General features: G+C 62.0%; 19 protein-coding genes. 4 read left to right on the top strand and 15 right to left on the bottom strand.

The features are described 5' to 3' along the window. Positions 1-45: 45 nt before the first annotated feature. Together DWW03_RS05380 and DWW03_RS05385 are read left to right on the top strand one after the other, a co-directional pair. Complete coding sequence (locus DWW03_RS05380; RefSeq protein ID WP_118406449.1) at positions 46-822, top strand: DUF5689 domain-containing protein; 777 nt, start codon at positions 46-48, stop codon at positions 820-822. Then, positions 800-1,672 (top strand): DUF5689 domain-containing protein, encoded by an 873-nt coding sequence (locus DWW03_RS05385; RefSeq protein WP_118406450.1) that lies wholly within the window; start codon positions 800-802, stop codon positions 1,670-1,672. Before DWW03_RS05380 ends, DWW03_RS05385 begins: the two co-directional genes overlap by 23 nt. On the opposite strand, the gene obgE is transcribed toward DWW03_RS05385, so the two are convergent. From obgE to DWW03_RS05430, 9 genes are all read right to left on the bottom strand, one after another. Beyond that, on the bottom strand, positions 1,638-2,651 hold the full coding sequence (gene obgE, locus DWW03_RS05390) for a GTPase ObgE (RefSeq protein ID WP_022062452.1): 1,014 nt from the start codon (positions 2,649-2,651) through the stop codon (positions 1,638-1,640). The genes DWW03_RS05385 and obgE overlap by 35 nt on opposite strands. 168 nt (positions 2,652-2,819) lie before the next feature. Further along, positions 2,820-3,881, bottom strand: a complete 1,062-nt coding sequence (leuB, locus tag DWW03_RS05395) for a 3-isopropylmalate dehydrogenase (RefSeq protein ID WP_118406451.1) — start codon at positions 3,879-3,881, stop codon at positions 2,820-2,822. After that, entirely contained in the window at positions 3,871-5,412 is a 1,542-nt protein-coding gene (locus DWW03_RS05400; RefSeq protein WP_118406452.1) for an alpha-isopropylmalate synthase regulatory domain-containing protein, read from the bottom strand. The genes leuB and DWW03_RS05400 overlap by 11 nt, the downstream gene beginning before the upstream one ends. A gap of 9 nt (positions 5,413-5,421) precedes the next feature. Further along, complete coding sequence (gene leuD, locus DWW03_RS05405) at positions 5,422-6,015, bottom strand: 3-isopropylmalate dehydratase small subunit (protein WP_015547759.1); 594 nt, start codon at positions 6,013-6,015, stop codon at positions 5,422-5,424. A 12-nt stretch (positions 6,016-6,027) separates the two neighbouring features. Continuing rightward, the gene (gene leuC / locus DWW03_RS05410; RefSeq protein ID WP_022062455.1) at positions 6,028-7,404 is read right to left on the bottom strand and encodes a 3-isopropylmalate dehydratase large subunit; all 1,377 of its coding nucleotides are present in this window, start codon (positions 7,402-7,404) and stop codon (positions 6,028-6,030) included. Position 7,405: 1 nt separating this feature from the next. Further along, positions 7,406-8,926: a 2-isopropylmalate synthase gene (locus DWW03_RS05415; protein WP_022062456.1), complete on the bottom strand. Its 1,521-nt coding sequence runs from the start codon at positions 8,924-8,926 to the stop codon at positions 7,406-7,408. Between the two features lie 345 nt (positions 8,927-9,271). Next, complete coding sequence (gene ald / locus DWW03_RS05420) at positions 9,272-10,378, bottom strand: alanine dehydrogenase (protein ID WP_118406453.1); 1,107 nt, start codon at positions 10,376-10,378, stop codon at positions 9,272-9,274. 89 nt (positions 10,379-10,467) lie between these two features. After that, positions 10,468-12,888, bottom strand: coding sequence for a TonB-dependent receptor (locus tag DWW03_RS05425; protein WP_118406454.1), 2,421 nt, complete (start codon positions 12,886-12,888; stop codon positions 10,468-10,470). A 185-nt stretch (positions 12,889-13,073) separates the two neighbouring features. Further along, a complete protein-coding gene (locus DWW03_RS05430; protein ID WP_022062458.1) occupies positions 13,074-14,525 on the bottom strand; it encodes an aminoacyl-histidine dipeptidase in 1,452 nt (483 codons plus the stop codon). Positions 14,526-14,592: 67 nt separating this feature from the next. Between DWW03_RS05430 and ispF the strand changes: the two genes are divergently transcribed. Beyond that, positions 14,593-15,084, top strand: a complete 492-nt coding sequence (gene ispF / locus DWW03_RS05435) for a 2-C-methyl-D-erythritol 2,4-cyclodiphosphate synthase (RefSeq protein ID WP_118406455.1) — start codon at positions 14,593-14,595, stop codon at positions 15,082-15,084. Positions 15,085-15,407: 323 nt separating this feature from the next. Then, a complete protein-coding gene (locus tag DWW03_RS05440; protein ID WP_015547764.1) occupies positions 15,408-16,259 on the top strand; it encodes a formylglycine-generating enzyme family protein in 852 nt (283 codons plus the stop codon). A gap of 54 nt (positions 16,260-16,313) precedes the next feature. On the opposite strand, the gene DWW03_RS05445 is transcribed toward DWW03_RS05440, so the two are convergent. The 6 genes from DWW03_RS05445 to DWW03_RS05470 form a co-directional block, all read right to left on the bottom strand. Further along, complete coding sequence (locus DWW03_RS05445; RefSeq protein WP_022062460.1) at positions 16,314-16,964, bottom strand: hypothetical protein; 651 nt, start codon at positions 16,962-16,964, stop codon at positions 16,314-16,316. A 129-nt stretch (positions 16,965-17,093) separates the two neighbouring features. Next, positions 17,094-17,636, bottom strand: a complete 543-nt coding sequence (locus DWW03_RS05450) for a DUF4251 domain-containing protein (protein ID WP_015547766.1) — start codon at positions 17,634-17,636, stop codon at positions 17,094-17,096. Positions 17,637-17,815: 179 nt separating this feature from the next. Then, positions 17,816-20,632 carry an excinuclease ABC subunit UvrA gene (gene uvrA / locus DWW03_RS05455; protein WP_118406456.1) on the bottom strand — a complete coding sequence of 939 codons (2,817 nt, stop codon included), beginning with the start codon at positions 20,630-20,632 and terminating at the stop codon, positions 17,816-17,818. A gap of 196 nt (positions 20,633-20,828) precedes the next feature. Next, positions 20,829-22,322 (bottom strand): BACON domain-containing protein, encoded by a 1,494-nt coding sequence (locus DWW03_RS05460; RefSeq protein WP_161988218.1) that lies wholly within the window; start codon positions 22,320-22,322, stop codon positions 20,829-20,831. A 339-nt stretch (positions 22,323-22,661) separates the two neighbouring features. Beyond that, entirely contained in the window at positions 22,662-23,423 is a 762-nt protein-coding gene (locus DWW03_RS05465; protein ID WP_022062463.1) for a nitrilase-related carbon-nitrogen hydrolase, read from the bottom strand. 5 nt (positions 23,424-23,428) lie between these two features. Further along, entirely contained in the window at positions 23,429-25,240 is a 1,812-nt protein-coding gene (locus DWW03_RS05470) for a CocE/NonD family hydrolase (protein ID WP_118406491.1), read from the bottom strand. Positions 25,241-25,253: the final 13 nt, after the last annotated feature.

A 25,253-nucleotide genomic window follows, 5' to 3' on the forward strand; every position in this document is an offset into this window, starting at 1 on the left:
GCAAACCGGCCGGGGTCCGTATGAATCACCGCATTGCGTAAAAATATGTTTCACTTCCGTCCCATACCTTTTTTCGGCGCCGTCGCCGCGCTCCTGCTGACCGGGTGCTACGACTCCCGGTTCGGGGAACCGGACGACGACGGCGAGGGGAAACCCGCGACGGAGACCATCGCCGCGCTGCGCGACCGCTATGCGGGCACGCCCTTCACCGTTACGGGCGACATCGTCGTCACGGGGAGGGTCGCGAGTTGCGACCGCGCGGAGAATTTCTACCGCACGCTCTGCATCTGCGACGCTGAAGCGGGACTTGAAGTGATGGCCGGTATCGACCATCTGCACAACGGCTTCCCCATAGGAAGCCGCGTAACGCTTTCGCTCCGGGGACTCGCCATCGCCGAAAGCCGCGGGGTGTTGCAGGCGGGACGTCCGCCCGCCGCCGGAAGCGGCTACGCAACGGACTACATCGGCTCCCGGGCGGCGCTCGGCTCCGTGCTGGTCCGCAGCGGCGAAGCCCTGGCTGCGCCCTCCCCTGCCCCGCTTGCCATTCCCGCGCTTACGGAAAGCCGCTGCGGCACGCTCGTCCGCATCGACGGCGTGCGCTACACCCCCGAAGACCTTTCGGCGGCAACCTGGGCGGGCTACAAACGCTTCACCGACGCCGACGGCAACGCCGTCTACACCTACGTCCGCCGATACGCCCGTTTCGCCGACGCCGAAGTGCCTGCCGGCACGGTCTCGCTGACGGGCATTCTCCAGTACGACGCCGCGGGCGACGGGCGTTACATCCTCAAACTGCGCGATGAGAACGACTGCACGCATTAGCCTGCTGACGCTGCCGGCCGGATGCGACCGGGCCACGCAGCCCGAATTCACGGTCCGTCCTCCGGAGCCGCAGAATTCGGTCGCCTACCTCAAATCGCTCTGCGACGGGAAGAGCAGCGTCGCGATAGCGCAGGACATCACCATCCGCGGATTCGTCACGGCCAATGACCTCTACGGCGAATTTCACAGGACGATCGTCGTCGAAGACGCCTCGGGCGGCATCTCGATCGCCGCGGAAGGCTCCCCGCTGGCAGACCTCTATCCGTTCGGCATCGTGGCGACCGTACGCTGCAACGGCCTTACGCTGTGCGACTACGGCGGGAAAATCCAGCTGGGAACGACACCCGGCGACGGCGGCGCAGGGTGCATTCCGCGCGAAGAGCTGGCGCGGTACATCCGCACCGAACCGCCCGGCGGCGAGACACCCTCCGCACAGCTCCTTACGTTCGACGCCGTCTCGGCCCGGCACATCGACACACGCGTCCGTTTCGACGACGTGCGTTTCGCCGACGCCGGGAAAACCTGGTGCGACACCGACCCGGAGACGGGCCGCGCCGTCGCCACCGAGCGCGAGATCGTCGACACCCGGGGCCGAACCTTCACCGTGCGGACCGCCGCGACCTGCGTCTACGCAAAGGAGCCTCTGCCCCAGGGCACAGGCTCCTTGTATGGAATCATCGACTATTTCGCCGGGAAATACACCCTGCGCGTCACCAACCGCGAAGCGGAGTTTTCCGGCACGGCAGCGCATTCCGCAGCAACACGCCCAACCGCCGGACGTCCGGCGCGGACAACGCGGACAACGCGGGCGGGGGTTACCGCTGCAACGCCTCCCACAGCATATCCTTGAGCCGCGGGATGTTCAGCCCCGAGACCGACGAGATGAAGACCGACGGCACGCCTTCGGGCAGGTGGCCGCGCATCTCGGCGATCAGGTCCTCGTCGAGCATGTCGCACTTGGTGACGGCCAGCAGGCGCTCCTTGTCCAGCAGTTCGGGATTGTACTGCGTCAGTTCGCCCAGCAGAACGTCGTAGTCGCGGCGGATGTCGTCGCTGTCGGCGGGAATCAGGAACAACAGCACCGAATTGCGCTCGATATGGCGCAGGAAACGGGTTCCGAGACCGCGGCCCTCGTGCGCACCCTCGATGATGCCCGGAATGTCGGCCATGACGAACGACTTGTGGTCGCGGACCTCGACGATACCGAGGTTTGGCTCCAGCGTCGTGAAGGCGTAATCGGCGATCTTGGGCTTCGCGGCCGAAACGACCGAGAGCAGCGTAGACTTGCCCGCATTGGGGAAGCCCACCAGCCCCACGTCGGCCAGCACCTTCAGTTCGAGGATGAACGTGCCTTCCTCACCCTCCTCGCCCGGCTGGGCGTAGCGCGGCGTCTGATTAGTGGCGCTCTTGAAATGCCAGTTGCCCAGACCGCCCCGGCCGCCCCGGAGCAGCACGAGCCGCTCGCCGTCGGCCGTCACCTCGCCCACCGTTTCGGTGGTCGCAGTCCCGTCCTCGTTCTCGAAAACGCGCTTGGCTACCGTGCCCAGCGGAACCGGGATCACGATGTCGCGGGCGTCCTTGCCCGAGGAGCGCGCCCCGGAGCCGTGCTCGCCGTCCTCGGCGAACTGGTGACGCTGGTATTTGAGGTGGATGAGCGTCCAGTACTGCTTGTCGCCTTGCAGGACGATGCTCCCGCCCTTGCCGCCGTCACCGCCGTCGGGACCGCCGAAAGCCACGAATTTTTCGCGGCGAAAATGCGTCGAGCCGCCGCCGCCGTGCCCCGAGCGGGCGAATATCTTTACGTAATCTACGAAATTGGAACCTGCCATGTCATTCATTGTTCTTGAAGCGACAAAGGTACATAAAAGTCGGACGAGAACAAAATTGATTCGCATGCAGTTCGGTAAAACGCCGCAACAAAAATAAAAGTGTCGTTACGACACCCAAAAAAGGCAGACCGCGAAAAAACGGTCTGCCGGCAATTCGGAATAACGGGATTAAATCTGCGAAGCGACGTAATCCCCCACCTCGGAGGTCGAACGGGCCTTTTCGCCCGGCGCTGCAAGGTCCTCGGTGACGACTCCTTCGGCCAGCGCCCGATCGACGGCACGCCGCACAGCCCTGCCCTCGGCATCGAGACCCAGGTGCTCCAGAAGCATCGCGGCCGAAAGAATCGTGGCCATCGGGTTGGCGATGTTCTTTCCCGCGGCCTGCGGATAGGAGCCGTGGATCGGCTCGAAAAGGGCCACTTCGGCCCCCACGCTCGCCGAGGAGAGCATGCCCAGCGAACCGCTGATGACGCTGGCCTCGTCGGTGAGGATGTCGCCGAACATGTTTTCGGTGACGATGACATCGAAATAAGCCGGTTGGCGGATGATCTGCATGGCAGCGTTGTCCACGAACATATAGTCCACCGCCACCTCGGGATACTCCCGGGCTACCCGCTGGGCCGTTTCACGCCACAGACGCGAGGTTTCCAGCACGTTGGCCTTGTCGACGACCGTCAGTTTGCGGCGGCGCGACACGGCCAGCCGAAACGCCACGTGCAGGACCCGTTCGATCTCCGAGACCGTGTAGGTGCAGGTGTCGAAGGCGCGCGCGCCCTCCTCGTCGCGGCCCTGCGGACGGCCGAAGTAGATGCCGCCCGTGAGTTCGCGCACGCAGATGAAATCCGTGCCGCGGACCACCTCCGCCCGGAGCGGCGAACGGTCGGCCAGGGCGTCGAACAGCGCCACGGGGCGCAGGTTGGCGAACAGCCCCAGCGACTTGCGCATCCGCAGCAGCCCCTGCTCGGGCCGCACCTTCGCCGTGGGGTCGTTGTCGTATTTGGGGTCCCCGATGGCTCCGAACAGCACGGCGTCCGCCGCAAGACAGACGGCGTGCGTCTCGTCGGGATAGGGGTCGCCCACGGCGTCGATGGCCGCGGCGCCCACCAATGCGGGACGGTATTCGATCTTGTGTCCGAATTTTTCCGCCACGCGGTCCAACACTTTCGTGGCTTCGGCGACGATCTCGGGACCGATGCCGTCGCCGGCTAAAAGAGCGATTTTAACATCCATTGTCGTTATAGTTTATTTCAATGATATTCAACATTTTGACAGTCGCCTTGATGGCAGCCTCCGTCTGGTCGGCGTCCAGCCCGCGGGTCTTGAACTCGCGGCCGTCCATCTCCCAGGTGATGATCGTCTGCACGAAGGCGTCGGTGCGGCCTCCGGGCGGAATCGAAACGGTATAGTCGCGCAGCATCGGAAACTCGCGCCCGAGCTGTTCGCGGTAGATTTGCCGCAGGGCACGCATGAAGGCGTCGTACTGGCCGTCGCCCGCCGAGGTCCGCTCGTACGCGCAGCCGTGAATCTCGATCCGGAGCGTCGCGACGGGGTGCATCCCCTGCGCCAGCGAGAGGCTGTAATTGAGAATCCGGACCGGGGTGTCGACCGGGTCGTAGCGCAGCACGTCGGCGATGATATACGGCAGGTCCTCGGCCGTCACCTGCTCCTTCTTGTCGCTCAACTCGACCACCCGTTCGGTCACCTTGCGCATCGCAGCCTCGTCGAGGTCGATGCCCAGCGCTTCGAGGTTTTTCAAGACATTGGCCTTGCCCGAGGTTTTGCCCAGGGCGTATTCGCGGACGCGCCCGAAACGCTCGGGAAGCAGTTCGTTGAAGTAGAGGTTGTTCTTGCTGTCGCCGTCGGCGTGGATGCCCGCGCACTGCGTGAAGACGCTCGCGCCGACGATCGGTCGGTTGGCGGGAATGCGGATGCCCGTATAGCTCTCGACCGTGCGGCTGACGCGGTTGATCTTCGTTTCGTCGATCCCCGTCGTGCGGCCCAGGCGGTCGTGCAGCACGGCCACCGCGCTCGACAGCGGCGCGTTGCCGGCCCGCTCACCCAGCCCGTTCACGGTGACGTGAACGCCGTGGAAACCCGCACGCACGGCGGCGGCGGTGTTGGCCACGGCGAGGTCGTAGTCGTTGTGGGCGTGGAAATCGAAATGCAGCGACGGATAACGCTCCACCAGGTCGCGGCAGAAACGTTCGGTGTCGTAGGGGTCGAGGACGCCCAGCGTATCGGGGCACATGAACCGGCTGACGGGAGCGTCGGCCAGTCCGTCGAGCATCGCGTAGACGTAGTCGGGCGAACGGCGCATGCCGTTGGACCAATCCTCAAGGTAGAGGTTCACCTTCATCCCGCGGTCGACGGCCGCAAGGATCTCGGCGCGCACATCCTCCAGATGCCGTTCGGGCGTGCGGCGCAGCTGCCCCTCGCAATGTTTCCGCGAACCTTTGGCCAGCAGGTTGACCACGCGGCATCCGGCGGTCCCGAGCCAGTCGAGCGACACCCCGCCGTCGATGAATCCCAGCGCTTCCACACGGTCGGCATAGCCCTTGGCGGCAGCCCATTCGGCGATGGCGCGCACGGCCTGCTGTTCGCCCTGCGAGACCCGCGCCGAGGCGATCTCGATGCGGCTTACGTGCAGTTCCTCCAGCAACAGCCGGGCGATGGAGAGTTTTTCACGGGCGTTGAAGGAGACGCCCGAGGTCTGCTCGCCGTCGCGCAGCGTGGTGTCCATGATTTCAACCGGGGGAAACATCGGCGCAGGCTATTTGCGGGCGGCTTCGAAGGCCTCGATCCGGTCGGCGATACTGCGCAGGTAGTCCACGTCGTCGTAGCCGTTTTCGAGACAGCGTTTCTTGTAGGCGTCGATCTCGAAACCCTCGCTGCGCCCGTCCGACACGATGGTCAGCGTCTGGTTGCCCAGATCGACGGTGAACTGCGCCTTCGGGTCGCGCCGGATCTCGCCGAAAACAGCTTTCAGAAACTCCTCGCTCACACGGATCGGCAGCAGGCCGTTATTCAGGGCGTTGTTGCGGAAGATGTCGGCGAAGAAGCTCGACACCACGACGCGGAAACCGTAGTCGGCGATGGCCCAGGCGGCATGCTCGCGCGAACTTCCGCAGCCGAAATTGCGCCCGGCGACGAGGATTCGCCCCTCGTAGCGGGGATCGTTCAAAGGGAACGAAGCGATCCGCTGCCCCGCGGCGTCGTAGCGCCAGTCGCGGAAAAGGTTGTCGCCGAAGCCCTTGCGTTCGGTGGCTTTCAGAAAGCGCGCCGGGATGATCTGGTCGGTATCTATGTTTTCCACCTCGACGGGAACGGCCCCCGAGGTGAAGGTTACGAATTTGGGTATGGACATAATGATAATCTTTTACATATCGAACACTTCGCGCGGATCGGAAATCACGCCCGTCACCGCGGCGGCGGCGGCAACGGCCACACCCGACAGCATCGTACGGGCGCCGGGACCCTGCCGGCCCTCGAAATTGCGGTTCGAGGTCGAAACGCTGTATTTACCCGCCGGAATCTTGTCGGCGTTCATCGCCAGGCACGCCGAACAGCCCGGCTGGCGGAGTTCGAAACCCGCTGCGGCGAGGATGCGGTCCAGTCCCTCGGCCCGCGCGGCGGCCTCGACGCCCTTCGAGCCGGGAACGATCCATGCGGTGATGTTGTCCGCCTTGCGGCGGCCTTCGACCAGACGGGCGAAACGGCGCAGGTCCTCGATGCGGCCGTTGGTGCAACTGCCGACGAACACGTAGTCGACCGCTTTGCCCAACATCCGCTCCCCGGGTCTGAAACCCATGTACTCCAACGCCTTGGGATCGGCGTCGGCGGGAATCGTCCCGTCGACGGCCATCCCCATTCCGGGATTGGTTCCGTAGGTGATCATCGGGGCGATGTCCGCGGCGTCGAAGCGGTACTCCCTGTCGAAAACCGCGTCGGGATCGCTGTAAAGTTCCCGCCAGCGGGCCACAGCCTCGTCGTAGGCGGCTCCCTGCGGAGCGCGTTCGCGGCCCCGGAGGTATTCGAAGGTCTTCTCGTCGGGGGCGATCATGCCGCCGCGCGCGCCGCACTCGATGCTCATGTTGCAGACCGTCATGCGGCCCTCCATCGAGAGCGAACGGATCGTGCTGCCGGCAAACTCGATGAAATGGCCCGTGCCGCCCGAAGCGGTGAGTTTCGAGATGATATAGAGGATGACATCCTTGGCCTCGACGCCCGGACGCAGCGCGCCGTCGACCGTAATGCGCATCGTGCGGGGTTTGGTCTGGAGGATGCACTGGCTGGCGAAGACCATTTCGACCTCCGAAGTCCCCACGCCGAACGCCACGGCGCCCAAAGCTCCGTGGGTCGAAGTGTGGCTGTCGCCGCAGACGATCGTCATGCCCGGCTGGGTGAATCCCAGCTCGGGGCCGATGATGTGCACGATGCCCTGCCTGGGGTGTCCCACGCCGAAGTGCTCGATGCCGTGGCGGGCGCAGTTCTCGGCCAGCGTCTCGACCTGCCGCCGCGACTCCGGCTCCCCGATCGGAAGGTGCTGGTCGACGGTCGGGATGTTATGGTCGGCCGTGGCCGTGATCTGCGCCGGACGCGCGACGCCGAAGCCGCGGCGTTCGATCCCCGCGAAAGCCACGGGCGACGTCACCTCGTGGATATACTGCCGGTCGATGTAGAGCACGCAGCGGCCGCCGTCCTCGACACGCACCGTGTGCGCGTCCCATATCTTGTCCAGAAGCGTTCGTCCCATATCAATCCTCCTCCTCGATTTTTTCGGTTACGTTGAGTGCGCGCAGCGCGTCGAGGAACGCCTCGATCGAAGCCCGCGTGGTGTCGGTGTGCGCGCCGAATCCGTGGACCGTGCGGCTGCCGCACTCGACCTGCACATGCACGCGGCCCACGTCGTTCGAACCGCGCGTGATGGCCTGCATCAGGAACTCCGCAAGCACCACCTTCTCGTTGATCAGTTTCTTGATGGCCGAGACCGCCGCGTCGACCGGACCGTTGCCCGTGGCGGTGGACATGCGTTCGTGGTCGCCGAATTTCAGCACCACGGTAGCCGTCGGAACCAGCGTCCCGGTGGTCACCTGCATGAATTTCAACGAAATGGACTGCTGCTTCATGCGGTCGATGTCGCCCACGAGGTACAACAGGTCGTAGTCGTGAATCTCCTTCTTCCGGTCGGCCAGGGCGAGGAATTTCTCGTACGTGGCGTCCAATTCCTCCTGCGTGAGGTCGTAGCCCAGCAGTTCGAGCCGGTGCACGAGGGCCGCGCGCCCGCTGCGGGCCGTGAGGGCGATGACCGACTCGTTCAGCCCGATGTCCTGCGGGTCGATGATCTCGTAGGTCTGACGCTGCTTGAGCACGCCGTCCTGATGGATGCCCGACGAATGGGCGAAGGCGTTGCGGCCCACGATGGCCTTGTTGGGCTGCACGGGCATGTTCATCAGGCTCGACACCAGGTGCGAGGCCTTGGTGATCAGGCGCGAATTGATGTTCGTGTCGACGGCCACGTCCTTGTGGCAGCGGAGCGTCATCACCACCTCTTCGAGCGAGGTGTTGCCGGCCCGTTCGCCGATGCCGTTGATCGTGACCTCGGCCTGCCGTGCGCCGTTCAGGATGCCGCTCAGCGTATTGGCCGTAGCCATGCCCAGATCGTTGTGGCAGTGGGTCGAAATGATCGCCCGGTCGATGTTGGGAACGTTGTCCACGAGGTATTTGATCTTCGCGCCGTATTCGTTCGGAAGACAGTAGCCCGTCGTGTCGGGGATATTGACCACCGTCGCGCCGGCCCGGATGACCGCCTCGACCACGCGGGCGAGGTACTCGACGTCGGCGCGCCCGGCGTCCTCGGCATAGAACTCCACATCCTCGACGTAGCGTTTGGCATATTTCACCGCCTCGACGGCAGATTCGACGATCTTCTCGGGCGTGGAACGCAGTTTGTCGTAGATATGCTGCGGCGAAACGCCGATGCCCGTATGGATACGCTTGCGCCTGGCCAGCCGCAGCGCATCGGCCGCAACGTCGATGTCCTTCTTCACGGCGCGGGTCAGCGCGCAGATCGTCGGCTCGGAAACGGCCTTGGAAATCTCCAGCACGGAGTTGAAATCACCGGGGCTGGAGATGGGAAATCCCGCCTCGATGACGTCTACGCCGAGGCTTTCGAGCAGCTTGGCGACTTCAATTTTTTCGGTGGTGTTCAACTGACAACCGGGGACCTGCTCACCGTCGCGCAGCGTGGTGTCGAAAATGTACAATCTCTCACTCATACTAACCTCTTTATCGAATAAAACTTAATGACGCCGCCCCACGCTTTCCGTGCGGCAAACGCCACCCTGACTTTCTGTATTGCTTACGATCCGTAACAAAAACAGTCGCCGGACTTGAAGATTCGACGCTTTTAGCGACGCATTCCAACCGGAATGAAACCGGAATGACCGACGTAACTGCCTTGCTCTCTTGCAAATATATGAATTATTTAATAATTTCAAAAACAAATCGTCCAAAAAGTCGGATAATTACACACCGGCGGCCTCCCCGTCCCGGATGGACAGGGAGGCCGCCGCAAAACAGGCCGGCAGGTTACAACGCCTGCGGATTACCGCCCCGGCAGGTTACAGCACCAACGGTTCGTAAGGCAGCCCCCAGGCGTCGGCCACGGGTTTGCAGACCACCCTGCCGCCGATGATGTTCAGCCCCAGCGCCAGCTCGGGATTCTCCTGTGCGGCGCGCCGCCAGCCCTTGTCGGCAAGCTGGATGGTGTAGGGAAGCGTCGCGTTCGTAAGCGCGAGGGTCGAGGTGCGGGGCACGGCGCCCGGAATGTTGGCCACGCAGTAGTGCAGGATGCCGTCGACGTAATAGACCGGGTCCTCGTGCGTGGTGGGGCGCGAAGTCTCGAAACAGCCGCCCTGGTCGATGGCCACGTCGACCATCACCGTTCCCGGCTCCATCTCCCGGAGCATGTCGCGCGTGACGAGCTTCGGGGCCTTGGCTCCCGGAATCAGCACCGAACCGACCACCAGGTCGGCATGCTTCAGCTCCTCGCGGATGTTGTATTCGGAAGACATCAGCGTCTTGACGTTGCGGGGCATCACGTCGGCCAGATAGGTCAGCCGCTGGAGCGAAATGTCGCAGATCGTCACGTCGGCTCCCGTTCCGGCAGCGGTGCGCGCCGCAGCCGTTCCGACAACGCCCGCACCGATGACGAAGACCTTGGCGGGCTTCACGCCCGGCACGCCGCCCAGCAGCACGCCCTTGCCGCCGCGGGGTTTTTCGAGGAAATAGCGTCCCTCCTGCGCGGCCATGCGCCCCGCGACCTCCGACATCGGGATCAGCAGCGGCAGCGAACGGTCGGCGCGCTCGACGGTCTCATAGGCACAGCAGACCGCCCCGCTGTCGACCATCGCACGGGTGAGGGGTTCGCTGCTGGCGAAATGGAAGAAGGTGAAAACCAGCTGGTCCCTGCGGATGAGTTTGTACTCGGGAGCCACCGGTTCCTTGACCTTGACGATCATTTCCGCCCGGGCGTAGACCTCCTCGATCGAGGGAAGCATCTCCGCCCCGACGGCCGTGTAGGCATCATCGGCAAATCCGCTGTTCACACCGGCCGTAGCCTGCACATAAACTTTGTGTCCCCGTTTGACAAGCTCCCGGGCGCCTGCGGGGGTAAGAGCAACGCGATTCTCGTTGTTCTTGATCTCTTTTGGAATACCGATAATCATGGATCTGGAAGTTTTTAAGGTTTTTGCCTCTCCAAAATACGAATTTAACGCGGAAATCCAAAAAATCCGGACGTTTTTTTACGTGCGGATCAAAACCGGTAAGAGATTGTAAGATAGAACGAGCGGGGCCACGCATAGGTGCAGCGCGAGGCGTGGGGCGCGTAGAGCGTGTCGTCGCCCGGGCGGATGCGGCGCACGCGCAGCGACTCGTAGCCGCCATAGACCGTATCGGCCTCGCCCGTCAGGTTGCGCAGCATCAGCGACGCGGTGAGCCGCGAACGTTCGAACCGGAACGACTTGAACAGCGCGGCATCGAGCGTGAAGGCGTCCGGCAGCCGCTCCTGCCGGGTGAAGGCGTCGAAAAACTCCCGTGTGATACCGCCCTGACTCGCGATGCGGTCGGTGCGGCGCAGGGGCATCGGTTCGACGTAACGCCGCCCGGCATATCCTGCCGAAGCGCGGCATCCCCACCCTTTCGGGCCGAACCAGGAGATCTCCGCCAGAGCGGTCAGCTGCGGGGCGCCGCCCGTCTCGCAGCCGCCCATACGGCTCACGGCCTGCACGTCGACGGCCGAGTTATCCACGTCGGAGAGCACCGTGACGCGCGGATCGCGAATGTATTCGTAGCGTCCGGCCGAAGCGGCCAGCGACAGCAGCCAGCGGTAGGACAGCCGGATGTCGGCCGCGGCCTCCGCGCCGCAGGACATGCGCCCGACGCCCGTCACGGCCATGTCGCAGTAGACCGAGGCCATGTCGTCGTAATACGTCCGTGTCTCGATGCCGTCGAGCGTCATGGCAGCGAAGAACGCCGCCTGAAAATCGACGACGGGTCCCGTCAGGCGGCAGTTGAGTTCGGCGGCGTAGATGCGTTCGGGCACGGGGTTGTCGACCGTACGGTTGTTATAGAGCGGCTGAAAGAAAAGATCCCCGGCCCGAGGGGTCCGGGCGGCGGCCGCGGCGGCGATTTCGATATAGCGGCGCGGGGTGAAGGCCCAGCCCGCCGCGACCTTGAGCGTGTAGGGCGTGAACCGCATGACGCGCGAAGGGCCGTAGGACTGCCCGCCGGGAAAAAGTTCCTTCTCGTAATAGCCCCGGCGGCTGACGGCATCGCTCCCCAGCACGACCGAAAGATCGGCCCGGAAACGGTCGGAGCGGTAATCGGCCTGCAAGCGGAGCGCAGCCCCGCGCAGCGTCAGCGCATAATCGTAGCCGAAGCGGTCGCCCTCGCGGACCGTCCGTCCGGGATGCCGCAGGTCATTCTGCAACAGATTGCCGTACGTGTCGTCGTCGATCAGGAAGCGGTCGATGTCCGTAACGTACCCGGCGCCCAGCAGATCGCGCATCTGCTTGTAGGAACGGGTGTTTTCGCGGCGGAGCGAAACTCCGTAGCGGAGCGTCAGCCGGGCGTCGGCTTCGGTGGCGAACGACGCGTCGAAAGCGAGGTTGCAGAGCCGTTCGACACGGTCTTCCAACGCATAGACCGCATGTCCGCCCGCCATGCGGTTCTGGCGGATCAGCTCGTCCCAGTCGATCTGCGTGTAGCGCGGATCGCGGGCGAGCCACGCCTGCTCGGTCTCCCGGTCGCCCGTATAGCTGGGCAGATACCGGTAATTGTCGGGCATCGGCGTGCGGGCGTCGTACCAGTCGAGCATGCTGTACTTCGCGACGCCCGCCTCGGCGGCAAGCGTGGCGGCGAACGAGGTCGAAGCCGACAGCGGCACGGCATAGGCGGCCAGGGCCAGCGGAACCGTCTCGCGCCGCACGCGGGAGTTGCGCACCCTGCCGTCCTGCCAGCCCCACGCCGGGTTGTAGAGACGGTCGCCCGTGAGCGTGAAAGCCTCCTCCGAAGAGGAGAGGCGCGTGCCCCGCACCGAGGGCGGCACGATACACAGCACGGAGAGTTCGTGCCCTTCGCCGAAACGCCGGGCAAGGCGCAGTCCGGCGGTCACGGCATTGGTGAAGACCCCTTCGACGTGCATGTCGCGGCCGGAGCGGGCGTCGAGAGCCGCCGAAATGCGCCAGCCGTCGCCCGGCGACGCCGAGACGGCGGCTTTCGCTCCCACGAGGTAATTGCGGTCGGTGAAGCGGACCGAAGCCAGAAAGGGCTGCAACGGCTCCCCGTCCGAAAACCGGAACGCCCGCATGCCGCCCGCCGCAGCCGGTTCCCCGGGCGCGGCGGCAAGCCCCGCATAGCGCTGTTCTTCGGCCCCGAGCAGGCGCAGCGCCGCGAGGTAACGGTAGGAAACCGCAACGCCCATGAGCGACGTGCGTTCCAGGGTGTAATCCAGTCCGCGGCGCCGGAGCGCGACCTGCGGCAGGTTGAAACCGGTGCGAAGGCCGTAGAGGTCCGAAGGGGACTGCACGGCGCGGTAGAAGATCGTCGAATCGGTCGTGAGCAGTTCGCGCCGCTCCTCGCGTTCGGCATAGGGATAGTATTCGTCGCCGGGGTACTGGGCCGCCGCCGCACACGGAAACAGGAGAAACAACAGGGCACAACGACTTTTCAGCATATCTTTGCGACTTTACAGAACACAAAGATAGCAAAAAGTCCGACGATTCAAAACCGGATCGCATGCAGCGCGGCAAAACGGTCCGGCAAACAGAAAAGCCGTCGCGACACGGCAGAAGCAGCGTCAGACGGGGATGGGGCATGACAAATTCCGGCGTCCCCGCAGCGGGGACGCCGGAATCGGAATCAGATTGTTTTCAGGACTTCGGTCAGCAGTTTCCAGAACTTGGGAACCGTGGCGATTTCGAGCCGTTCGTCGGGCGAATGCACACCGCGGAGCGTCGGACCGAAGGAGACCATCTCCAGATCGGGATACTTTTCGAGGAACAGACCGCACTCCAGCCCGGCATGGATGGCGCGGACCTTGGGTTCGGAGCCGAACAGCCGTCTGTAGGCATCGACGGTGACCTCCAGCAGCTTCGACTGCGGGTCGGGCATCCAGCCCGGATAGCCGTCGGAATGGGCCACATCGGCGCCCGCCAGCGCGAAGACCGACTCGACCATCTGCATCACGTAGGTCTTGGCGCTCTCGACCGACGACCGCTGCGACGAGGTGACGACGATGCGGTTGCCCTCCGCGAACTTCACCGAAGCGAGGTTCGTCGAGGTCTCAACCAGCCCCGGAACAGCGAACGACATGGCCACGACCCCGTTGGGAACGCCCACCAACGAGTAGACCAGCGCCGACTGCGTCCTGCTGTCGAGCACCTCGTCGACGTGGGGCATCTCGTTGAGCGTGATTTTGAAATTGGGTTCGCGGAAGCGGAATTCGGCTTCGAGGTCCGCGGCGAAAAGGTTGTAACGCTTGACGAACTCCTCCTTGAAGCGGGCCGGAACGCCGAAGATGGCGTAAGCCTCGCGGGGAATGGCATTGCGGAGGTTGCCGCCGTTGAAATAGCACAGTTTGAGTTCGAACGACTGCATGCCGTCCCACAGCAGGCGCGCCACGGTCTTGTTCGAGTTGACGCGGCCCTTGTCGATGTCGTCGCCCGAGTGTCCGCCCTGAAGGTCCGACACGTCGACACGGAAGAACGTGTAGTTCTTCGGCGACGGCTCCATCGTGTAGTGGAACGTGGCGATGGTGTCGATGCCGCCCGCACAGCCGATGAAGATTTCGCCCTCGTCCTCCGAATCGAGGTTGACGAGGTATTTGCCCGTGAGCATCCCCTCGCCCAGCTCGAACGCGCCCGTGAGGCCCGTCTCCTCGTCGACGGTGAACAGCGCCTCGACGGGACCGTGCTCCACCGTCTCGTCGAGCATCACGGCCAGCGCGGCGGCCATGCCGATACCGCAGTCGGCGCCCAGCGTCGTACCTTCGGCCCGGACCCACTCGCCGTCGATACGCGTGCGGATGGGATCGTTGTCGAAGTCAAACTCCACATCGGAGTTCTTTTCGCAGACCATGTCCATGTGCGACTGGAGGATCACGGCTGCGCGCTCCTCCATGCCCGGCGTGGCGGGCTTGCGCATCACGACGTTGCCGATGGCGTCCTTTTTATATTCGATATGGTGCTTTTTGGCGAAATCGACCAGAAAATCAATGATTTTGCCCTCCTTCTTCGAAGGACGCGGCACACGCGTGATGGCGTCGAACTGTTCCCAGACAAGACGCGGTTCCAAAGAGGTTATTTCCGACATAGATTTTTGCATTTTTGCAAAGTTAGGAAAAAATCCGTAACTTTGACAATATAAAATACGGGAACGAATGGATTTCAGAATAGGACACGGATACGACGTACACGCGCTGGCCGACGGCCTGCCGCTGGTTCTGGGAGGCGTGGAGATCGCCCACACGAAAGGGTGCGTCGCCCACTCGGACGGAGACGTGGCGATCCACGCCCTGTGCGACGCTCTGCTGGGCGCCGCGGCGCTGGGCGACATCGGGCTGCACTTTCCCGACACGTCGGCCGATTTTGCGGGCATCGACTCGAAGATCCTGCTGCGCCGCGTGGCGGAACTGCTGCGCGAAAAGGGCTACGAGATCGGGAACGTGGACTGCACGATCCGCGCCCAGCAGCCCAGGTTGCGGCCGCACATCGACGCCATGCGCCGTGCGATGGCCGGCGCAATGGGCGTAGACGACGACCGGGTGTCGGTCAAGGCCACGACCACGGAGCATCTGGGCTTCGAGGGGCGCGAGGAAGGCATCTCCGTCTCCGCCGTGGCGCTTATTTACCGTCCTGCGGACAGGAAATAATTCAGAATTTACAATTCAGAATTCAGAATTGCTTATATTTGTACGATCAAACACCAAACCGCGACGCCTATGAAGCAGTAGAAAACAACCTTTCAACTCCGTGCCTGCGGGCACACGACATATAAAAAGTGCATCGGCTTTTCTTCTTACGTCGGAAAATTGGACACTTTCTAACAAGTAAGGGACTAAAGGCGATGCTCGTGCTGTTTTACGGCGCGGGCATTTCTTTCATCTTACTTGTAGGTCGTCCAATACCTCCGACGTGGATAAAGGAATTTGTCCGCGTTTTTTATTGACTCTTAACCCTTAACCAATCTATCAAAATGAAACAAAACCGTATTCTGCTGCCGTTCTTGGCGATCTGTCTGGTCGCATGCAGCAAAGATGATGACGAAGGACATTCGAAAAACGAACAGAATGTTCCGGTAAAAGAAATTACATTTAAGAACTGTTCTTTTACCATGGTAAAAGTAGATGGAGGAACATTCCAGATGGGAGCAACCCGTGAACAGGAGGCGAGCGGCTGGAAACCGGATCGCACCGAATATCCTGTACATAAAGTGACGCTCAATACCTTTTATATCGGAGAAACAGAGGTCACAAAGGAACTTTGGAGCGCAGTTATGGAAACAGAGTGCGACTATTCTGAATACCATAAGCCTCAAGGCGTGGAGTGGAACGACATTCAACCTTTTATCGAACGTCTCAACCAAGCAACGGGATTAAAATTCCGGTTACCGACCGATGCCGAATGGGAATATGCAGCACGGGGAGGCAACCGATCCCAGGGACACATTTATCCGGGCTTCGACATTTCGATCCTGGCGGCCTGGTGTTACAACAATGCCGGAACCTATATACTCAATGAAAACAAGTGGGATTATTGGGAGTTACGTAACAATGGAAACAGCCCGCATTATGTAAAACAGTTATTACCCAATGAACTGGGATTGTATGACATGGGCGGTAATCTTTACGAATATTGCAGTGACTGGCTGGGCGATTATCCCGAGGAACCTCAAACAAATCCACAAGGTCCGCAAAGCGGGTCTATGCGCGTTATACGGGGCGGATGTTGGGCTATTTGGTCCAATTCCGCACGCGTATCACACAGGCCTGCACAATCTTACAATTCGGATTATGTAGGTTTGAGGCTGGCCATGAGTACCGAGTAATTTCAGATAAAACGGAGCCTATAATTGATTCGGCGCCGTTTTATCCTTCATTTTCTAATCCATCCTGCGATACCGCGGGTCGTTCACCCGCTTGTTCCACAGCCAGCCGACGTAGCGCATCGTGACGTCGGGCGTCAGGAGCGTCAGCACCGTTTCGCCCGTGGCGGTCGAGACGGCGAAATCGGCGTGGTAGAGCGTGTTGCCGTCCGAAATATTGAAGGAGACCGACCAGCCCCACTGCACGCGGGCCGCCCGGTAGTCGCGGACCGACATCGAATCGAAATTCAGCATCTCGACATACTGGGTGATGCCCCGTTCGGTAGGCAGGTGCACCTCGACATGGTCGACGAACACCCCGAAAAAGAAGTAGTCGGCATAGATCGAACGGATCATTCCGCCGGGTAGCTGCTGCATCGAGTTGGGGAAGAACATATAGTCGCGCGACTGCACCAGCGAGTCGATCTTCGCGGCGTAGACCCGGGCCTTATAAGCCCTGCGCTGGGCGCGGTCCATCCCCGCCGCAGGCTCCTCGTAGACGGTCGTATGCTCCACGACCTGCACCGGGGCCTGCTGCACGGGAACGATCGTCGTCTGCGGCACGCTGTCCGCGGCGGAAGTTTCGAGCGTATACTGCGGGGTCTGCGCGACGGCGGCGCAGGCAATGAAAGAGAGTGCGCCGCAGGTGGAAAAAACGGAGTGTTTCATAAGTCGGACATCGGATTGAACGGGAAAAAAGCCCCCGCCTGAGGCGGGGGTTCGGGGATCGCCGGAGCGGCAAACGGACAGCGCAGCGGATACGGCTGCCCGGGATGGGTCCGGCAAAATGGATTTACGTCAATAGAGCTGCGAAATCGAACCCGTATACTGCACGGGGTTATACCACGGATTGGTGATCGTCAGCGTAGCACCGCCCGTGCGGGAGAAGATTTCGAAGGTGAACGTGTAGGTCGACGCCGAGAACAGCGAGGTCGAGAAGGTCACCATCCAGCCTTCGTGCGTCTGCTCGGTGATATAGCCCTGCAAATCGGAAACGGTGTAATTGATGATCGTCACATAGTAAGGCGGCACGTAACCCTTGATGTAGGGAAGCGTGATGTCCGCCGTTCCGTCCCACATGCCGACGTTGAACGCGGGGTTCATAATCTGGCGCATCGGACCTGCGGGCTGACGCTGGAAGGTCGTCGGGTTGAACTGGAAGTTGCGCGACAGCACGAGCGAGTCCATGAACTTCTCGTAGTTGGCAATACGTTCCGCACGGCGTTTCTCGCGCACCTCGCGGCGTTCTTCCTTGGGCGACAGCACTTTTTTCTGTCCGATCACGGTAACGGCCGCCGCACAGAGCAGCAGGCCCACAACGATAATGACTGTTTTTTTCATAGCACATAAGGTTTGTTACGGCTATGAAAGCAAGTTTTGTGCCGAAAGCGGGATCATGGGCCACTTTCCGCTTCCGGACACCGTTGCCGTCACGGGCGTCGGCGTTTGCATACGCCGCCCTCCCTCGGGACGAGTTTCAGAGCCTCACGGCAGAGCGCCCCGCCGGACAGACGGAGACGCTACAACCCCAGTTTTTTGAGGAACTGACCCGTGTAGCTGCCCTCGCACTGCGCCACCTCGTGCGGCGTGCCCGCGACGATGATCTCCCCGCCGGCCGCCCCGCCCTCGGGACCTATATCTATAATATGGTCGGCGACCTTGATGACGTCGAGGTTGTGTTCGATGACGATGACCGTATTGCCGCGGTCGACGAGCTTGTTCAGCACCTCCAGCAGCAGACGGATGTCCTCGAAATGAAGCCCCGTCGTAGGCTCATCCAGGATGTAGAGCGTGCGGCCCGTGTCGCGCTTCGAAAGCTCGGACGAGAGCTTGATGCGCTGGCTCTCGCCGCCCGACAGCGTCGTGCAGGGCTGCCCGAGCGTCAGGTAGCCGAGGCCCACCTCCTGAATGGCCCGGAGCTTCTGGTAGATATTGGGGATGTTCTCGAAAAACTCCACGGCCATGTTGACCGTCATGTTCAGCACGTCGTCGATATTTTTGCCCTTGTACTTCACTTCGAGCGTCTCGCGGTTGTAGCGGTGGCCGCCGCACGCCTTGCAGCGCACGTAGACGTCGGGCAGGAAGTTCATCTCGATGGTCTGCACGCCCGCCCCGCGGCACTCCTCGCAGCGGCCGCCCTTGACGTTGAACGAGAAACGCCCGGCCTTGAAGCCGCGGATCTGGGCGTCGGGCGTCATCTCGAACAGCTTGCGGATGTCGGAAAAGACGTTCGAATAGGTCGCGGGATTCGACCGCGGAGTGCGCCCGATGGGCGACTGGTCGACAACGACCAGTTTGTCGATATGTTCGAGGCCCTCCGCCCCGTCGTACTCCAGCGGCTGGTCGAAGGAGCGGTAAAGCTCTCTGGCGAGAATCGGCCGCAGGGTTTCGTTGACGAGCGTCGACTTGCCCGAACCGCTGACGCCCGTCACGCAGATGAACTTGCCCAGCGGAAATTCCGCCGTGACGTTCTTGAGGTTGTTGCCCCGCGCGCCGCGGATCACGATGCGCCCGCCCGTTCCCTTGCGCAACGTTTCGGGAATTTCGATCCGCCGGCGTCCCGTCAGGTAATCGGCGGTGATGGTGTCGGACCGGAGGATGTCGTCGAACGTCCCGGCGGCCACGATGTTGCCGCCCTTGCGCCCGGCGCGGGGTCCCACGTCGACGATGAAGTCGGCGGCGCGCATCATGTCCTCGTCGTGCTCGACGACGATCACCGAGTTGCCCGCGTCGCGCAGCTCTTCGAGGCTGCGGATCAGCCGCTGGTTATCGCGCTGGTGCAGGCCGATCGACGGCTCGTCGAGGATATAGAGCACGTTGACGAGTTTCGAGCCGATCTGCGTGGCGAGGCGGATGCGCTGGCTCTCGCCGCCCGACAGCGAACGCGACGAACGCGCCAGCGAGAGGTAGCCCAGCCCCACGTCCATCAGGAACCGCAGGCGTTCGCGGATCTCCTTGACGATCTCCTGGGCAATCTTCCACTCCTTCTCCGAGAGCTGTTTTTCGATGGTGGGAACCCACTCCGAGAACTCGGAAATCGACATGGCCGACACCTCGGCGATGTTCTTCCCGGCGACGCGGAACTGCAACGACTCCTTCCGCAGGCGCGAACCGCCGCAGACCGAACATTTGCGGTAGACGAGGAACTGGTCGCGCCACTTCTGGCCGTGCTTCGAATCGTCGTCCTCGGTGCGGCCGATGTACTCGGCCACGCCCTCCCACGAGAGGAACTGGCGTCCGCCCGAAGACGAGAACTCCTGCAAGTCGACCGTCAGCGGCTCGGAATCGCCGTAGAGCACGGCGTTCAGCGCCTCCTCGGAGAAACTTTCGACAGGATCGTCGAGCGTGAAATCGTAACGGCGGCCCAGCATCTCCAGAATGGCGAAAAGCATGTTGTTGCGGTACTTGCCCAGCGGTCCGACGGCCCCTTCGCGCAGCGAGAGGCGGGCATCGGGAATGATCTTCCCCACGTCGAAAACCGCCTCCTCGCCCAGTCCGTTGCAATGGGGGCAGGCGCCCTTGGGCGAGTTGAACGAAAAGGTGTGCGGCGCGGGGTCCTCGAAGGCCACGCCCGTCGAGGGGCACATCAGGTGGCGCGAGTAGAAACGCTGCTGCCCGGTCCCGTAGTCGTGGACGGCCATCGTGCCCTTGCCCTGGCGCATCGACTCCTTCAGCGAGGTCATCAGCCTTTCGCGGGACTCCTCGCTGACCACGAGGCGGTCGACCACCAGGTCGATGGTGTGTATCTTGTAGCGGTCGAGGCGCATGCCCGACGATATTTCGCGGATCTCGCCGTCGATGCGCGCATAGATGTACCCCTTCTTGGCCAGCGACTCGAACAGTTCGCGGTAGTGGCCCTTGCGGCCCTTGACGATGGGGGCCATCAGGGCGATCTTACGCCCGGCGAAGCCCGTGAGAATCAGCTCGGCGATCTGGTCGTCGGTATAGTGGACCATCTCCTCGCCCGTCACGGGCGAATAGGCCCGCGACGCCCGCGCGTAAAGCAGGCGCAGGAAGTCGTTGATCTCGGTCACGGTGCCCACCGTCGAGCGGGGATTCTTGTTGGTCGTCTTCTGTTCGATGGCCACCACGGGGCTTAACCCCGTGATCTTGTCCACGTCGGGACGCTCCATCGTCCCCACGAACTGCCGCGCGTAGGTCGACAGCGTCTCCATGTAGCGCCGCTGCCCCTCGGCGTAGATCGTGTCGAAGGCCAGCGACGATTTGCCCGACCCCGAGAGGCCGGTGACGACTACCAGTTTGCGGCGCGGAATTTCGAGGTCCACGTTCTTGAGGTTGTGAACCCGGGCGCCCAGTATTTTGATCGTATCTTCCATTTCAGGTATGTAAACGTGCGGAACGTCCGGTTTATTGGATCGCAAATCAGCAACGTGCAAAGATACGTTTTTTTTCAATACATTGTCTTCTCCGCAGTTGTCGCGGTCAGGGTTCCGACGCTGAAAAAACGAAGTCCGCCCGAATGCCTTGCGGCATTTCGGACGGACTTTACACGAATCACCGGTATTAACGCCCCTACTCGTAGGTCTGGAGGATATACCAGTTATCGGAAGGATCCTCCGGGAACGACACGTCGATGCGCGTAGGATACCCTTCGGCGTCGAATTGGTAGGTCAACGCACCGTCGGCATCCGCATGTTCCGACATCAGGTGCTTGCAGGAGACGCCGAGCACGCCGATCCACTGGCCCAACTGATCGAAAACATCGGAAGAGCCGAATATATCGGGCGTAACGATCGGATACATGTAGCCACCCTTGTTCTCCCGGGCCGAATAGCTGTACGTGCTATGGTCCGTCTCGCGGGTGATAATATCTTCCTGGTTGAAAATGCCGTCGCCGTTATGGTCGTGATGGTAATATTTATGCCCGTCATACTCATCATAACTGCCGTCACAGGTGTGCACGCTCTCGGAATAAGTGCTCACCACATTCCCGTTCACCCACGTGGCATTGCAAAACCCGTCGAGTTTCCCGGCATTGTCCGTCATCCGATAGGAGACCAGCTGCCTCTGGTTGTTATAAGTATAGTATATCTTATAGAGCACGACGCCTTTGTGCTGAATAACCGAAGAGCGGGCCAGCCCCGCCGCATTGAGCGTATAGGTAACCTTAAACACGCCCGGCTCTCCGAGGACCTCGCCGCCTTCGAACTGATACCAGACTTTGCCATCCTCGTAATTGATCGGAATTTCCAGCGTCAGGCCGCCCTGTGTTACCTTAATCTTCGACATCCGCCGATTCGCATCGTAACTGTATTCGATAGCGCCGTTTCCCTCCGTAGGTTCTTTCGACTCGACCCGTTTGATCTTCTTATCCGCCGACGCCGGGGGAGTTACGAAACGCTGCTCGTCGAGTTCCGCCGCGGAGGGAGTTCCGCCGGTCGGGGCGATCGTCATGGAGGCTTTGCCGTTCCCCACGTCGCTGATGGTGATTTTGCCGAAATCGCTCAACGTGAGTTCGTGCAGATCGGCAGCAACGGAATAGGCGCCCGACAGCAGGTAGATATTATTCTCCGCAGCCCGGGTAAAGGGCGTTTTGGATAAAAACGTATAAAGGCCGTCGGTCGTGAACTCGAGCGAAACATAGTTCGAACTCTCCGCAAAAGTCCACACTTTGGCGATAGCCTGCTTCAGTTTGGCCTCGGTATCGGGATATTGCTCCTTCCCGGCGGCGGACTGCGTGACATCAATCGTCGCCTTTTCACTCCCGGCCGTCACCGTAATCACCGCCGGCGTCGGAGCTGTTTCCGACGTATTGGGATCGGCGGAAACCGTAAACTGACCCTCCCCCGCAGCGACCTTGCACCAGCTTTGCGAAGACTCGGCTTTCCACGCCGGTTGATTGGTGACGACCTTTACGGTGAAGGTCTCCGTCGCCGCAGCCGTAAAGGCAATCGCAGTTTGGGGACTGACCGACAAAGTCGCCTTATCCGGAGCCGGATCGTCCTTCTTGCATCCCGACAGCAGCACTGCCGCCAACAGGAACGATGTAAAGATTTTGGATTTCATACGCATTTTTTATTGGATGAGAGTGATTTCGAGATACGACACGACAAAACACAACAACCCCTTGTCAGAGTCATTATATAATCGCGGAAAGCCGGATTCAGAAATTCAACCGGAACAGCGCGAGGGGGGGGGTAAGTCGATCGACAGCCGAGAGCCAATGGGGAAGAAATTTACCTCCCGTTTCATTTCCCGAACGAAAACCCGTTCTATCGCTGTCAGATCGTTTCATAGCTGAAAACAAAGGTATTCAAATTCCGCTGAATTCAAAATAAATCAGCGGAAATAATCGTCTGAAGGGAAAAATAACAGGCATTGGCGTCCCCCGCGCGCATGACACGTCTATTTTAAAACGAATTCGTCGGCATCCCGCCACGCGGGGAATTTTTCGCGGAACGCCGCCAGCGCCCCCGTGTCGAACACGCCCGTCAGAATTCGTTCCCCGCCGCCGGCTTCGACCATCGTGCGGCCCTTGAAGTCGACCAACGCCGAATCCCCGGCGTAACGGGCCGCAGGGTCATCCCCCACCCGATTCACCCCGGCCGCATAGCACTGGTTTTCGATGGCCCGGGCGCGCAGCAGCGTCCGCCACACTTCGCGCCGCGGCGCAGGCCACGAGGCGCAGCACAGAATGGCGTCGTAATCGCCCCGGCAACGGCTCCAGACCGGAAAACGCAAATCGTAACAGACGAGCAGCAAGAACCGCACGCCTCCGTATTCGACCACCGCACGGCTGTCGCCGGGCGTGTACTGGCGCGCTTCGCCGCCGGGTGCGAACAGATGGCGTTTATCATAGCCGATAAATTCGCCCGAGGGTTTCACGAAATACATCCGGTTGTAGAAACGTCCGTTTTCGGCAACGGCGACGCTGCCTGCGACCGCCTTGCCGTATCGGGCGGCCCAGCGGCGCAGGGCCGTGACGACCGCCCCGCCGGCCCCGTCGGCCACTCCGGCGGGATCGAGCGTGAAGCCCGTGGCGAACAGTTCGGGCAGCAGCACGACATCCGCTTCGGCGGCAGCGACCATCGGTTCGAGCCGCGCGAGGTTCCGCGCGGGCTGTTCCCAGGCGATGTCGCACTGGCAGAGGGCGATGCGGAGTTCCACGAAAATCAGAGCTTATAGACGGTCAGCGACGACGCGCAGTCGCGCTGGTGGAAAAGCGTCACCCGGCAGGGCACGAAATCCGACGCCGCACAGCGCCACAGGTCGACATACTGCTGGGGATTGCGCTCCGTGAGCGGGAACCACGAACTCTGCACCTGCACCATGATCCGGTGTCCGGCGCGGAACGTGTGGGCGATGTCGGTCGTGCGGAAAGGCACGGTCTCGGGGTTGCCCGGCACGAAGGCTTTCGGACGCGCGAAGCCGTCGCGGTAACGGCCGCGCACCACGTCGCCGCGGACGAGCATCTGCATGCCGGCCTTTTCACCCTCGTCGGGGTAAACGTCGATCAGTTTCACGACGAAATCGGCATCCGAGGTCGAAAGGGCCACTTTCAGCGAAGCCTCGACCGGACCGGCAAGGGTCACGTCTTCCGCAAGCGGTTCGGTCACGAACGTCAGCACGTCCTTGCGGCCCTCCAGAAACCGCTGGTCGGCGATCATATACTCCTTGGGACGCCGCGTGCCGGAGGTTGCGATATACGGCACGGGGTCGGCAGGATCGGACGTATAGCTCGTCGAGGAGTTTTTCACCGTCGGTTTTTCGGTCGTGATGCGGCCGCCGTCGGCGAGGTAAAGAGTCAGTTTGCGGGCCTCGGAAGGCGTCCACCGCCCGAACGTATGCCAGCGGTTGTCGCCCGACGAGAAAGCCGCCACGGGCGGCAGCCGGTCGACCGTGTCGCGCGCCCAGAGGTAGCAGTCGAAAAAGGGCGCCTCGAAATGTTCCATATAGTAGGCTCCGGAGGCCTCCTCTCCGAAATCGAAGTCGCCCAGCGTACGCCCGTCGCCGCGCCATGCCCCGTGGGCCCACGGCCCGACGACCAGATGGAGCGGAGTCCGGGCGCTCTGGCGCAGGACGGCTTTGTAAAGGTTCCAGGCCCCGTAGCAATCCTCGGCGTCGAACGTGCCGCCCACGACCAGCATCGCGGGACGGATGTTGTAGCAGGCCCGGCGCGTGTCGCGCGCGCGCCACCACTCGTCGTAGTCGGGATGTTCGGCCATCTCCTCCCAGAACGCATTGGGTGCCAGCAGTTTCGTCAGGTCAGCCCGCGTGGGGCGCTCCGTGAGGAAGAACGTGCGTTCGTCGGGCGAGATCGTCAGCCCGCGCCGCGGCATCTTGTCGGTCGGCTCGTGTCCAGCGGGCGTGTTCATCGAATTGAGGAACCGCACGGCGTCGCTCAGCATCAGCACGCCGTTGTGGTGCACGTCGTCGCCCATGTACCAGTCCGTAACGGGGGCCTGCGGCGAAACGGCCTTCACGGCCGGATGCCCGCTCAAACCGCCCATCAGGGCGTAGAATCCCGGGTAGGAGCATCCCGCGAAACCCACACGGCCGTTGTTGCCGGGAATGTTCTTCACCAGCCAGTCCACCGTATCGTAGCTGTCCGTCGTCTCGTCCACGCTGCCGAAGCCCGCGGGACGCACGTGCATGAACTCGCCCTCGCTCATGTAGCGGCCCCGGACGTCCTGCCGGACGATGATGTAGCCGCGGTCGACGTAGCTGCGCATGTAGCCTTTTTCGAAACTGCCGGGAAACTGTCCCTCGCCGTAAGGTCCCGTACCGTAAGGCGTCCGGAAAATGATTATCGGGGCCTTGCCGGGGGCCTTGGGCGTGAAGACCGAGGTGTGCAGGCGCACGCTGTCGCGCATGGCGATACGGTATTCGGTCTTGTCGTAAAGCGTGCTGACAGGCTGGGCGCACGCGGCGGCCGCTACCAGCAATCCCGCCCAGAGCAGGAACAGAAATCGGCGTAGTTTCATCATTTCGGGAGAT

Source organism: Alistipes sp. AF14-19, from assembly GCF_003461645.1.
Taxonomy (GTDB): Bacteria; Bacteroidota; Bacteroidia; order Bacteroidales; family Rikenellaceae; genus Alistipes; species Alistipes shahii.

Bases quoted from the DNA above. Each gene is read 5' to 3' on its own strand.
- DWW03_RS05380 (WP_118406449.1), top strand. From the start codon at position 46: ATGTTTCACTTCCGTCCCATACCTTTTTTCGGCGCCGTCGCCGCGCTC.
- DWW03_RS05385 (WP_118406450.1), top strand. From the start codon at position 800: ATGAGAACGACTGCACGCATTAGCCTGCTGACGCTGCCGGCCGGATGC.
- obgE (WP_022062452.1), bottom strand. From the start codon at position 2,651: ATGGCAGGTTCCAATTTCGTAGATTACGTAAAGATATTCGCCCGCTCG.
- leuB (WP_118406451.1), bottom strand. From the start codon at position 3,881: ATGGATGTTAAAATCGCTCTTTTAGCCGGCGACGGCATCGGTCCCGAG.
- DWW03_RS05400 (WP_118406452.1), bottom strand. From the start codon at position 5,412: ATGTTTCCCCCGGTTGAAATCATGGACACCACGCTGCGCGACGGCGAG.
- leuD (WP_015547759.1), bottom strand. From the start codon at position 6,015: ATGTCCATACCCAAATTCGTAACCTTCACCTCGGGGGCCGTTCCCGTC.
- leuC (WP_022062455.1), bottom strand. From the start codon at position 7,404: ATGGGACGAACGCTTCTGGACAAGATATGGGACGCGCACACGGTGCGT.
- DWW03_RS05415 (WP_022062456.1), bottom strand. From the start codon at position 8,926: ATGAGTGAGAGATTGTACATTTTCGACACCACGCTGCGCGACGGTGAG.
- ald (WP_118406453.1), bottom strand. From the start codon at position 10,378: ATGATTATCGGTATTCCAAAAGAGATCAAGAACAACGAGAATCGCGTT.
- DWW03_RS05425 (WP_118406454.1), bottom strand. From the start codon at position 12,888: ATGCTGAAAAGTCGTTGTGCCCTGTTGTTTCTCCTGTTTCCGTGTGCG.
- DWW03_RS05430 (WP_022062458.1), bottom strand. From the start codon at position 14,525: ATGTCGGAAATAACCTCTTTGGAACCGCGTCTTGTCTGGGAACAGTTC.
- ispF (WP_118406455.1), top strand. From the start codon at position 14,593: ATGGATTTCAGAATAGGACACGGATACGACGTACACGCGCTGGCCGAC.
- DWW03_RS05440 (WP_015547764.1), top strand. From the start codon at position 15,408: ATGAAACAAAACCGTATTCTGCTGCCGTTCTTGGCGATCTGTCTGGTC.
- DWW03_RS05445 (WP_022062460.1), bottom strand. From the start codon at position 16,964: ATGAAACACTCCGTTTTTTCCACCTGCGGCGCACTCTCTTTCATTGCC.
- DWW03_RS05450 (WP_015547766.1), bottom strand. From the start codon at position 17,636: ATGAAAAAAACAGTCATTATCGTTGTGGGCCTGCTGCTCTGTGCGGCG.
- uvrA (WP_118406456.1), bottom strand. From the start codon at position 20,632: ATGGAAGATACGATCAAAATACTGGGCGCCCGGGTTCACAACCTCAAG.
- DWW03_RS05460 (WP_161988218.1), bottom strand. From the start codon at position 22,322: ATGAAATCCAAAATCTTTACATCGTTCCTGTTGGCGGCAGTGCTGCTG.
- DWW03_RS05470 (WP_118406491.1), bottom strand. From the start codon at position 25,240: ATGAAACTACGCCGATTTCTGTTCCTGCTCTGGGCGGGATTGCTGGTA.